Annotated in this window: 9 protein-coding genes and 1 pseudogene; 4 read left to right on the top strand and 6 right to left on the bottom strand. The window is 34.8% G+C overall.

Annotated elements, in window-relative coordinates:
* Nucleotides 1–76: 76 nt before the first annotated feature.
* Complete coding sequence (locus G440_RS0115840; RefSeq protein ID WP_026452191.1) at nucleotides 77–1,783, top strand: potassium channel family protein; 1,707 nt, start codon at nucleotides 77–79, stop codon at nucleotides 1,781–1,783.
* An 81-nt stretch (nucleotides 1,784–1,864) separates the two neighbouring features.
* Here G440_RS0115840 and G440_RS21510 read toward each other — a convergent pair whose 3' ends face one another.
* On the bottom strand, nucleotides 1,865–2,044 hold the full coding sequence (locus G440_RS21510; protein WP_245574877.1) for a hypothetical protein: 180 nt from the start codon (nucleotides 2,042–2,044) through the stop codon (nucleotides 1,865–1,867).
* A 390-nt stretch (nucleotides 2,045–2,434) separates the two neighbouring features.
* Here G440_RS21510 and G440_RS0115830 point away from each other — a divergent pair, with 390 nt between their 5' ends.
* On the top strand, nucleotides 2,435–2,668 hold the full coding sequence (locus G440_RS0115830; protein WP_026452190.1) for a helix-turn-helix domain-containing protein: 234 nt from the start codon (nucleotides 2,435–2,437) through the stop codon (nucleotides 2,666–2,668).
* Between the two features lie 58 nt (nucleotides 2,669–2,726).
* Nucleotides 2,727–2,885: pseudogene (locus G440_RS21505) on the top strand (HipA N-terminal domain-containing protein); the annotation flags it as partial.
* Between the two features lie 119 nt (nucleotides 2,886–3,004).
* Here the strand turns inward: G440_RS21505 and G440_RS0115820 are convergent.
* The 3 genes from G440_RS0115820 to G440_RS0115810 all read right to left on the bottom strand — a co-directional run bounded on the left by G440_RS0115820 (nucleotide 3,005) and on the right by G440_RS0115810 (nucleotide 8,850).
* Nucleotides 3,005–6,610 carry an ABC transporter permease/M1 family aminopeptidase gene (locus G440_RS0115820; RefSeq protein WP_026452189.1) on the bottom strand — a complete coding sequence of 1,202 codons (3,606 nt, stop codon included), beginning with the start codon at nucleotides 6,608–6,610 and terminating at the stop codon, nucleotides 3,005–3,007.
* Nucleotides 6,607–7,488 (bottom strand): ABC transporter ATP-binding protein, encoded by an 882-nt coding sequence (locus tag G440_RS0115815; protein WP_026452188.1) that lies wholly within the window; start codon nucleotides 7,486–7,488, stop codon nucleotides 6,607–6,609. The genes G440_RS0115820 and G440_RS0115815 overlap by 4 nt, the downstream gene beginning before the upstream one ends.
* Before the next feature lie 144 nt (nucleotides 7,489–7,632).
* Entirely contained in the window at nucleotides 7,633–8,850 is a 1,218-nt protein-coding gene (locus G440_RS0115810; protein WP_026452187.1) for a serine hydrolase domain-containing protein, read from the bottom strand.
* A 487-nt stretch (nucleotides 8,851–9,337) separates the two neighbouring features.
* On the opposite strand from G440_RS0115810, the gene nagB reads away from it, so the two are divergent.
* Complete coding sequence (nagB, locus tag G440_RS0115805) at nucleotides 9,338–10,138, top strand: glucosamine-6-phosphate deaminase (RefSeq protein ID WP_245574875.1); 801 nt, start codon at nucleotides 9,338–9,340, stop codon at nucleotides 10,136–10,138.
* Between the two features lie 328 nt (nucleotides 10,139–10,466).
* On the opposite strand, the gene G440_RS21370 is transcribed toward nagB, so the two are convergent.
* Both G440_RS21370 and G440_RS20175 read right to left on the bottom strand, forming a co-directional pair.
* Nucleotides 10,467–10,640, bottom strand: a complete 174-nt coding sequence (locus tag G440_RS21370; protein ID WP_169718970.1) for a hypothetical protein — start codon at nucleotides 10,638–10,640, stop codon at nucleotides 10,467–10,469.
* Between the two features lie 491 nt (nucleotides 10,641–11,131).
* Nucleotides 11,132–12,043 carry a T9SS type A sorting domain-containing protein gene (locus G440_RS20175; protein WP_034259768.1) on the bottom strand — a complete coding sequence of 304 codons (912 nt, stop codon included), beginning with the start codon at nucleotides 12,041–12,043 and terminating at the stop codon, nucleotides 11,132–11,134.
* Nucleotides 12,044–12,137 lie beyond the last annotated feature (94 nt).

Below are 12,137 nucleotides of genomic sequence, written 5' to 3'. Positions count from 1 at the left end.
AAGAAAACAAGATGTAACTTGGTAAATAAAGAATGTTATATATCCAGATTCTAAACCCTATTTAAAAATACAGAATATGAAATTTGTTGGGAGTCAGTTAGCCTATTATACGAGTGATAGGGATTTTAAAAGAAACTCTAAGGTATTAGTTAAATATTTGGTTCTTTTAGGAATTGTCATTATTATTTATTCCATTCTTTTCCATATTATAATGGGGCATGAGGGCCAAGAGCATTCATGGATTACAGGCTTCTACTGGACGCTTACCGTTATGAGCACCCTTGGTTTCGGAGATATCACCTTTCATTCGGATCTTGGTCGATTGTTCAGCATAGTGGTGCTTCTTTCGGGTATTTTTATGTTGTTGATCGTTTTACCTTTTGCCTTTATTAGACACTTTTATGTACCTCTTTTAGAGTCAAAAAAGAAAAACAAGGTTCCCCGGCAAATTCCAGCTAAAACAAAAGATCACATTTTGATATGTTCTTATGACGTTATTGCTAGAGACCTTACGGAGCGACTGAAACAGGAGAATACTCCTTATTATATCATTGAAAGTGATTTAGAAAAAGCACTTCAATATCATGATGATGAAGTTCCAGTAATTTATGGGGAATTAGATAACGAGAAAACCTTTATTCAGGCGAATATTAAGGATGCGAAATTAATTTTAGTCAATAGGGATGACATTATAAATACAAAGATCATTCTCACGATACGCGAAATTGCTCCCGCAGTATCCATTGTTGCCATAGCCACAGATGTTGAATCGGTAGATGTACAACAACTAAGTGGTGCTGACCATGTGCTGCCCTTAAAAAAATGGCTTGGGGAACAATTGGCAAATAGAGTTAATACGCAACATGCAGAATCTCATGCCATAGGGCAATATGAAGATTTATTAATTGCAGAGTTACCCATTCACAACACTCCATTGGTCTCTAAAATTATCCGAGAAATGGACCTAAGACAAAAATTTGGGGTTAGCATTGTCGGAATTTGGGAGCGAGGCGTTTTGCAGCCTATAACCGGAAGTGAAAAATTAACACACGATAGCGTATTAGTCATTATAGGAAATAAAAAACAGCTCCAAAACATCGATGAGCTGTTTCATGATTACAATGTAAACCCTAATCCAGTACTGTTAATTGGAGGGGGAAGAGTAGGATTGGAGGCTGCGAAATCTTTACATAGAAATGGCGTTCTAGTGAATGTAATTGAAAAGGATCCAGAGGTATGCAAAAAAGTACGTCCTTTTTGCAATCAGTTATTCGCCGGAGACGCTGCAGATTACGAATTATTGAAAAGAGCTGGAATTCTGGAAGCACCTTCGGTATTACTTACTACCCATGATGACACCATGAATATTTATCTCGCCTCCTATTGCCGTCAATTGAACAAGGAATTGAGAATAGTGAGCCGGATATCCGAATTTCGAAACATTGATATTATTCATAAGGCTGGGGCTAATTTTGTGTTGAGTTATGCCACATTAGGTTCTGAAGCTGTTTTATCCATTTTTAAAAACCAGGAGCTAACCGTTCTTGGTGAGGGTATTACCTTATTTATTATCCCGATACCAAAGTCATTAGAGGGTAAATCACTAGCAGAATCGGGGATAGGTGGTAAAACAGGGCTATCGGTTATTGCCATAAAAGAAAATACCGAAGTTGTTACGCAATTATCTGCAGACACCTTGCTTCCCCATGGTGCGGAAATAGTCATGCTTGGAACTATTGAAATGAAAAATAAATTCAACGAAATATATCATAAAGAAGCTTGATGAGGTTTTGTGGTTTTGAGAGTTTTTCAACCTACATTATTTACAAAAAAAAGGGCGCAAATATTTAGCAGACGCATTTAATCATTTATTTAGCGTTACCCCTAGAACAATTGCCGCATCAATATTCAATTTTTGGCTTATATCCCTTACCACTTTTAAAGTGGGTTCACTTTTACCGTTGAGATATAGCCCGGATAATCGTTTTTGGTTTAACCCCATTTCTACCATTCGTAATTTTATTACCTCAACAAGAGAAGGCATTTTTACAGGATAGGTGCGTGTTTCATAGTCTGCAACAATATCGGATAGAAGATTTAATTCAATATAGCCATTCGCATCTGTGTTTCGATGTTGTCTGACATTAATAAAAGTTCATCCATTCGTTTAACAATGGCATTGTATTCCTTTTCAGATGTTATCATTTTTTAGAAAGATTATAAGGAGCTAGCAATTATAAAAGCGACATAAAATAAAATTGCCTCAAGAATACAAAGATAAATGAAAACATTTTTTTTAGATCTTCTCTATTAACTATGTATTCAATTTATTTTACTATATGCAATAGCATATAAAATACAATACATCTTTAAATATATATGTAATTACATATAAAATTGTGTTTTTGTTTATAATTATATCCAATAACACATAATGGAGGAGTTAGCTGATTTTGTAAAATCCCGTAGGAAAGCCGTTAATTTAACTCAAGAAGAGTTTGCCGATAGAGCAGGAGTGGCATTAACTGTAATCCGAAAAATAGAACAGAACAAAACAAATTTGAATCTCGAGAAAGTCAATCAAGTTTTAAAAATGTTTGGTCATAAACTCGTACCTATAAGTGTAAAAGTATTACAACAAGATGAGACAAACCAAAATATTATATGACAATTTGTTTTGTGGTGTATTGACCGAAACTAATAGGGGGTAATTTACCTTTACGTATGACGATGATTACGTATTAAATTATCCAAACCAGTATATAACTTTTACGATGCCCGTCCGGAGTTCAGCATATAGCGATAAACGTCTTTTTCCTTTTTTTGAAGGATTAATTCCAGAAGGTTGGTTGCTAGCTATAGCTTCAAAGAATTGGAAGATTTAAGCATGAAGATTACACTTTGGGTCAGTTAGATTCAAACTAACTTCAATATCCTAAAACATAAAAGCGAGGATTTACCTCGCTTTTATATTTTAAAATTTTAATTATAGGGAGATTTTCCTTTACTCTTCCACAGTTTTAAGATTATCATCAGAGTTTCGGTCAATCAATTTATTGTAGGGATCAATTCCCGCTTTTAGAGGTTTTTCATCTGTAGTGACGGTAAAGGTATTATCACCGGGATTTAGCCATTTTAGCTTAAAATACAGCGGGTTTTTAATAGTTACTCCATCGTCACCTGTTACATCTTCTCCAAACAGGCCAATATCGACTAAGTTTTTCTTGGTGTCAATCTTATCTTCTTTTCCTGTATTATCGTGATAGGTTTTTTTTGTGTTTACAGTAAAAGTGGTTTCCCATTTCCCATTATCCAGCGCTTTTGTTTTAGCATCCAGCACTCTATTTTCATATAAAACAATCTCCTTAAACCCATCGTCGACCTTATACTTTAAAGAGTCGGGCGTTACGGCATAGATGGCTTTATACAAGTCTTCTGAGGTTGGGTAATAACCCTTTTTGTTGTATTTAAATTCTTCCATAAAGTTTTTTAAACCGCTATTCACAACATTCTCTCCCATAACATCTTGCAAATCATACATAATCATGGAACCTTTTTCATACCATATATATTGCCCAAATTCAACGTCCATTAAGGAACGTTCTGGTTTAAAACTAAACTTTCGTCCATTAAGGTAGGTGTCTAGGGAGCTTTTTAAGAAGGATTTAATTCCATTTTCACCATACTCTTGTTTCATGGTCATCAAGGAAGAATATTCTGCCAAAGTTTCTGAAATAATATTGGCACCTGATGTATTACTCGGTGTAACAATATGTCCCCACCATTGATGTGCCACTTCGTGAGAAGTAATCCTAAAAGCATAATTATAACTATCTGCTTTTGAAAAGTCAGCTGCAAACCCAAAGTTTTCAGAATAAGGGATCGTGGTAGCAAATGATTGCGCAAAAGTTGAATATGCGGGGAATTCGATAATTCGAATTACTGAATGTGGATATTCTAAAAAGTTTTTGGAATTGTAGTCTAATGCAACTTTTATCCCGTTGATAAAATACTTAAGATTCTTTCTATGTTTAGGCGAATGGTATATTTCTATAGCAACTTTTTTTCCACTCGGTGCGGTCCAATTGTCTTTTTCAATATCGTAAGTTGCGGAAACAAAACTGAAAAAATAATCCGTTTTTTCTTCTAGTTTATAGTGAAAGTAACTTCTGTCATTTTCTTCCCATTGTTTAATGAGGGTTCCTGGAGCAATGGCAGTTTGCCCTTTTGAAGTACTTAAAACAGCTTCAAAATTTAGATAATCTCCATCTTCATTAAAAAGGTTTTTCTTTAATGCAGTACTATCTGATCTCGATGGATACAAGAAATCAAGTTCCTCTAAACCATATTTTTTACGAACCCCATTATCCACTATAGAGCGCTCAAAATGGAATGATGGAAAAATAGCATCCCTAAAGAAACTTCCGTTCGTTAAGATAGCAGTTTCAGCATCTGAAGAAAAACCATGTGTAGTGGCTTTTGTTTCAATCACTAAAGATGCAGTCTCTTCGGGTTGCAAGCTGGTTGGTAACTTATAGATAAATAACCTATACTCATCATCTTCTGAAAAAGGTTTTAGTTCCGTGCCATTATAAACCACTTTGGTGATTTTGGTATCTGCAATGGGAAATTTCACCTCCATTAAAAGCGTATCAATAGGCGTCTCAAAATTATTGATCACCTTAAATTCACCTTTCGCCACAACGCCTCTCTCTTCAGGAAAAATATCGATAAATGCTTTTAGATCGATTACTTGAATATGTGGTTTGTCAATATACTTACCATACTTTTTTTCAGCATCTGCACTTAACTTTTCACTGTAATTACCATCTTCCAATTGGTTTAGCACTTTTAAATTGTAGTAGCTATAAGCACCAACCGAAACGAATGTCAATGTAAAGAAGACTAGTAAGCCTAAGGTTTTTCCGCTAAAGCGTTGTTTCGCAATATGTAAACGCTCTTTAGCTGAAGAAAAGAAACCGCGATTCCAAAAAGCAATTCCAATTGTTGCTAGAATACAGGTGAATAAAATCCAGTATAGGTTTAACCAGAATTTACCGTATAAATAATGACCAAAGCCATTTAAATCACTTAAGAATCCGCTTGGAGTTTCGCCGAAAATCACCAAAGGATTTGATGTTTTAAACGCTAAAGCAAAAAGTATAGGCAAGCCGATATAAATAATAATAACAATAAAATGCCCTAGGAACTTATTGTTCACCAAAACGTGAATAAAAAACGCCAAAAGCACGGTCATTAAATATCTAGGAAAAATGGTCGTGAAATTATAGGTGAAATACATGCCCAATTCATAATTGAAATAGCCATTAAAGGTTTGATACAAAATACCAACCACTATATTAAGCAAGGTTAATACCACTGAAACACCGATGAGCGCAATAATTTTAGATAGATATAAAGTGATATTGCTAACAGGTAAAGCATCGTAAAATTCAAAAGTTTTATTCTGTCTGGTTCTATGTACTGCTTCTCCTGCGTAAATCACTAAGATGATGACGGAAAATAGAGATAGCCCACCTGAAATTTGAGCTACCATATACCGCGTTAAGGGTAGGGAAGCTGTATCGTAAATTTGATTGGATTGGTAGGTAACAAATCCTGCAACTATGATTCCTATTACAATCAAAATAACAAAAACAGTTTCTTTTACAATGGAAAGAAATTCGATTTTACTTAAGGATAATAGATTTTCTATTCTCGCTTTTGAATTAAATTGCTGAATTACATTCGGAATAAAAGAAGAAGGAACATAATCGTCTTTTGAATCCTTGGTCGATTTCTTTTTTGAAGTACTTAAAAAACCTTTATAAGAAAATTTAAATAAGGTGAATATAAAAATCAATACGCCAATTCCCAGCCACAATAATCTGTTGAGCGCGAATTTACCCGATAGTGACAACTGCGTGTTGTTCAACTCATCAATAGTCCAGTATTTGGTTAGAAATCCTTGAGCTGCTTCTCCAAACGGATCTAAAAACACACTCATCCATTCGGTATCTAAACTCGATAATAATTGTCCGGATGCGGTAGTTAAAATAAGAATGACGATTCCTCCCAGATATAAAATGGACATGCGTTTGAAAAAAGTCATCAAACAGAAGAATAAGCTTCCTATAAAAAAAGCATTAAACATTAATAAATATAGGAAGGGTAAGACATAGGAGGCAAAATTGAAGGAAGTATAAGTTCCATAATCTGGTCTCTCCAAAAAGGCACCAATTCCGAAACCTATCATCGCACCAATAACGGCTGCGATATTCATAACAGTTACAATAGTAAAACTGCCCCAAAAGCGACCGAGGATATAATTTTTTTCAGAAACGGGGAAAGTAAAATAGGTTTGCGCGGTTTTATGTTCCTGATCCCGATATACCGCAACCCCCATGATAGCAGCATAAAAAAACAAGCTTATGATACTCATGCCACCCAAAATACCCACAATAGCGTTTGGACTATTGGTGTATTGAGCCGTAGCAGAATCTGCAAAAACACTTAATAAAAGTGGGACAATAAACATCAAAAAGATGTAAATGTAGGTCGCTGGTCTTCTTAACCGATATTTCAGTTCGAATAGGAAAATCTCTATCATAATGATACGGTTTGAGGTTGGTTAATGCTATAGAAATAAAAATCTTCTAGATCGTTATTTACTACTTCAAAACCTTCTCCGGGATGAACATCACTAAATACATTAACGTTCATATTTCCACTGCGTAAATAGGTAGAAAGCACATTATATTCCGCTTGGTATTTTTCAATTTCATTCTTTTCAATTCGTTTTCGGAATACTTTTTCATTTAAAGAATTGGATAAGTCTTGTGGGTTTCCTTGCACCACAACTTCTCCTTCATTAAAGACGGCCATATTGGTACATAAATTTACAACATCATCTACAATATGCGTAGATAGAATAACAACTGCATCTTCGCCCAATTCACTTAATAAATTATGAAAACGATTACGCTCCAACGGATCTAAACCAGCCGTAGGTTCATCCACAATAATTAATTTAGGATTTCCTATCAAGGCTTGGGCAATTCCAAAACGCTGGCGCATTCCACCAGAATAATCTCCTAAGTTTCTTTTTCTGAATTTGTATAGATTCACTTTATCCAAAAGATCATTTACATAGGCTTTCCGGTCACTGGTATTGTGAATTCCCTTAATTTTTGCAATATGATTAAGCATCATTTCTGCGGACACCTTTGGGTAAACTCCAAAATCCTGAGGTAAATAACCCAATACTTTTCGTAGTTCTTCAGGTTGATTAAACACATCAATGTCATTGAACGCAATCGTGCCTCTATCGGCAACTTGTAAAGTGGCAATAGTACGCATCAAGGTAGATTTCCCTGCGCCGTTTGGCCCTAAAAGTCCAAACATTCCTTTATCGATTTCAAGATTTACATTGTTTAAAGCCTGGGTTCCGTTTGGATAGGTTTTATTCAGGTTTTTGATGGAAAGCATATTGTTTTTTTAGAAGGTTGTTCATTTAATGCTGTTAGTAGCCGTTTTGTTAAAATTGTTACAACAAAGGTTTTTTAAAAGCTTTATCCATGTGAAGTGATGTGGTAGTTGTTTTTTGATGAATTGAAGTAACACGTCTTTTCCTTAATCTATCACTCGTTGAACGGCATCAATAAAAGCATGTCGCCCTTCGGTGAGATTTTTTGAACTCGCTCTGGGCCAAGCTGCCATTTGGGCAATCACAAGGTTTTTATGCGGATCTATATAAAGCATCTGCCCAAAAATTCCTACAGCTGCATAGCTTCCGTCGTTAAAACGCCACCATAAATACCCATAGCCGCCACCTTGATCGTTAGTTACATATAATAGGGAAGTGGCATTATCTAACCATTCCTCAGCAAGGAGGTTTTTATCACCGAGTTTTCCCTTGTTTAACATTAACGTTCCCAAACGGGCGTAATCTCTTAAACTTGCCGAAAGACCACTGCCGCCCATGTTTAAGTTACTGCACTCATCGGCAAGCCAATAGGCACAGTGCTCCATTCCCCAAGGTTTCCAGATTTTTTCAGAAAGATATTCGGCCAAGGTTTTCCCAGTCGCTTTTTGTATCAAAATCCCCACTAAATCGGTTTCCCCCGTACTGTAATTCCAATGGGTTCCGGGTTTATGTACAAATTTCAGGGGTTTCATATAGGTCAAAATATGCGACTCCGTATTTTCACAAGGAGCCTTGTACATTTGCGCTACATCAGAGTTTGGGTCTTCATAATCTTCGTTCCAGTCAATTCCGGAAGTCATAGTTAGTAATTGACGTACGGTCACTTGTCCGTAATCATATCCTTTTAGCTCCGGAATATATTTTTGTAAAACATCGTCTAAGTCTTCAATTGCACCTTCTTTTAAAGCGACACCTAGCAACATAGAAGAAATTGATTTTGCTACTGAAAATGAAGTCCAAAGAGTTTCTTGATCGATTCCGTCTGCATATTCTTCCAACCTTATTTTATTGTCTTGTAACACGATGACACCTTTAACGTGATTGTCATTCATATAGGAAGTTAAAGTAGTTTTGTCTTCCCATTGAGGAGTGATCTCTTTGGTTTTTTCGAATGGAGCACTTTGTGAGCCGGTGGAAATTTGAATGCTCGGAAAAATATCTTGCATAATAGGGAAACGTCTCTCCTTTTCTTCTTGCGACCAAAAGAGCAGGCTTTCAAGTTTCTGCCCCATAGTTTCGCCGGGAATATTCTCTCTTTCTTTATTAGCAAACGCAGTGTCAATATTTTGATAATCCTGCGCTTTTATGCTAAGCGTTCCCAGCGTTAGAAAGAGGAAAAATAAAAGGTTTTTTATTGAGGTCATATAATCGCGTTATTAATAATTTTTGACTGGCAAATATAACGAACTCTTATTTTGAACGCTTCGAGAATATCAAACAGTTGCTTCGTCTCTAAAATATGATTGTAGTCTAAGAACATCGCAAGCTATCCGTAGAAATTAAATCTATTTCCTCGATCCTATATGAAATGGAAACTTGATTTGAAACTAGTTAGGTTATTTAAGACCAATAGTTTGATAGATTTGTTTTTGAAAAGGAACATCTTTACCAAAATACCAAATGATTAAAACTTTGCGTAACATCTATTACCGTTTTATGAGGTTATTGTTGGAGTAATTGGAGGTGGAAAGAGCAAGCATTTTTTATAGTTGATTGATAGTGGACTGTATGCTAAAGTTATTACTTTTGTACACTTTTTATTTTGGGGTAAGAATCAAGATATAAGCGAAGGGAAAATTCATTTAAGAATACCCACTTTTATTAAGTTAAATCGGATTTTACTGATTTAAAATGAGTTTTTTAATATATATGTCAAACACTTTTAACAAACATACTAGAGTCAATAGCCTCACTTATTTTGATGATGCTGAGCAGGCTTCTATTTACACAGCAAAGCAAATAGCGGAACTTATAATTGAGCAACAAAAACAGGCTAAGCCTGCAGTTTTGGGGTTAGCCACTGGAAATACTCCTAAAGTGGTCTATCAAGAACTGATTCGTTTACATCAAAACGAAGGTTTGAGTTTTCATAATGTCATCAGCTTTAACCTTGATGAATACTATCCAATTGGCCCAGAACACATTCGGAGCTATACCTTCTTTATGCGTGAGTATTTATTCAAACATATAGATATTAAGCCGGAGAATATTTACATACCTCATACAGTGTGTTCTCCAGACCGTATAGAGGATTACTGTAAATATTACGAAGATAGAATATCGAGTTTTGGAGGTTTAGATTTACAGTTGTTGGGAATTGGTCGCAATGGTCATATTGGCTTCAACGAACCCGGTTCTAGCTTTGAATCTACTACTCGTTTGGTCAATTTACATTCCCTTACAAGAGAAGATGCGCATACGGATTTCGGGACTATCGACAAGGTTCCCCAACAAGCAATAAGCATTGGGATTCATACCATAACCCAAGCCAAAAAAATCTTGTTACTGGCATTGGGAGAAAAAAAATCTGAAATTATTAGTAAAGCGCTTAAAGGTGAAATATCTACTCAAGTCCCCGCTTCAATACTTCAAACATTATCACATGTAGAGTATATTCTAGATCGTGATGCTGCTGCATTGATTCATGAGTAGTTTGTTACAGTATTATTTTGTGGCAGATATACTTTATTTCTGAAGAGATTATTATCTAAAGTGTGGTTCAAATACTTATTCGTTGTCTTACAATAAATATTTGATTGATTTGGAGATAAATCTATAATAATTAATGATTGTCCGTAAAATCACCTAAGGTTCTATTATGACATAGGACTATTGTAGTTCTCATTAAAAGAGTAGGTTCGAAAATATTTTGTCTTTTGTCCTACGTCTTACAGTCTTACGTCCATTTTAGGTTTGTTAACGGATAAGCATTTAAAAAATTTGTACTTCTTAGATTGAACAGATTTATATATTGAAGCATTTATAGTTCTTTATTATTCATAGAATCATTGGTAATCTTACTATTATCACTGATTTCTTTTAACCTCATTTTCCTTAATTCAGTTTCTTTCTTAAGCTTATTTTTCTTCTGCGCCATCAATTTTGAATGCTTTGCTTTATTTTTTGTGTTCTTGGCGCTTCCTTTTTTTGACATAATTGAAGTATTAATTTGCGATGTAATCGAAATTTCCTTTGGTTTCTAGTTTTTTAAAAACTCTTTTATTCTATTATATCTAGCTAATTACATTTATAATTCTTTGCTGCGCAAAGTTTTGGTTTACGTAAAATTTATCTAGCAAACATTTTAATACACCTTTGGCAATGTTAAAGTATTAATTAAATGGAAAATATAATAATTTTTTTTCGCAGTATCTTTGAATTGAGCGGAGAGCATTACGTTGTTTGCTAAATGAAAAGAACGCGAGAGAATTTGCGAACCAATAGGATTGGCATCCTTTCCCGAATTATTAAAAATTCCTATCTATACTTTCGTTATAAACGCTTCGGCGATATGCAGATATAAAAAAAATAAAAGTAAATAATTCCAATTAAAAAAGCTGAAAAGTGATATCACTTTTCAGCTTTAATCCATAAACCTGTAAATGTTTTTAGTATTTATTACAGATGATGTAAAGAAAAAATCACTTAGTTCTTTATAATTTTATAACTACCTATTTCACCTTCAACACTAACTTTCATAAGATAAGGTCCTGTTACAAGGTTTGATATATTTATCTCTGAAGAAGTAGCACCTATTTTGGTGTTTAATACCTTTTGACCTAACATATTATAGATAACTACACTATCTATATTATTTACTGAATTCAAAGAGAGTTTGTTTGATGTTGGATTCGGGTAAAAAGTGAATCCATCATGTGCGTTTTCAGAAACTCCTAAAAAATCGCACTCTCCCAAAAATTCATATACGGCTTCTCTGGTTTCTTCCACAATAACCCATGATTGGGTATGTCCACTATAAATCATGAAGGGCGCACCTTCTATTCCGGTACCTTCAGTATATTCCCAATATATGGTTGTGCTGTGGTTCATGGAATCTAAGCCTATTTCAATCCAATAAGTTACCGGATTGTCTTGATCACCTTCGAAAGTGAATGGGGTCAATTCAAATTTCGTTATAAATTGATTAAGTGCAGGGTCTTCCCAAACCTCTGTATTGAGAACTATCGCTTCCATTTCCTCTGCCCCAATAATTTCACCAGGGATACCATTGTCATCCTTATAATAAACTATATATGCCGTCATTGGTGGATCTTCTGGCGCAAAGGTGAGGATCGGAATTATGATTTCTTCAAGGGTGAAGGTTTCACCAGTTTCAACAGTAATATCTGCAGCAGATTTAAATTGTGATGATATGGAACTTCCCTGACCACCGAAAGCACCTGTAATTGGATGTTCAAATTTACAATCAGCGAGATTTTCTGTTTCGTTGGTAGGATCTACAGGATTAATTATTGGAGTTGTTAATGCGATTCCTTCCTCTTGACTAAAACCAATAATACAGTAAGAGAGCAATAATAAAAAAGTAATTTTTTTCATTTTTTTGGGGATTACAAAGTTAGTATTGTTATAAAATTTTGTTAAAGATAAGAAATATGTTTAAGTATCAAAATTGCAATTTAGACTTTTCACA

The sequence above is a fragment of the Aequorivita capsosiphonis DSM 23843 genome (assembly GCF_000429125.1).
Classification (GTDB): Bacteria; Bacteroidota; Bacteroidia; order Flavobacteriales; family Flavobacteriaceae; genus Aequorivita; species Aequorivita capsosiphonis.
The sequence above is the reverse complement of the archived record's forward strand: the minus strand, read 5'-3'. Positions and strand labels throughout refer to the sequence as shown.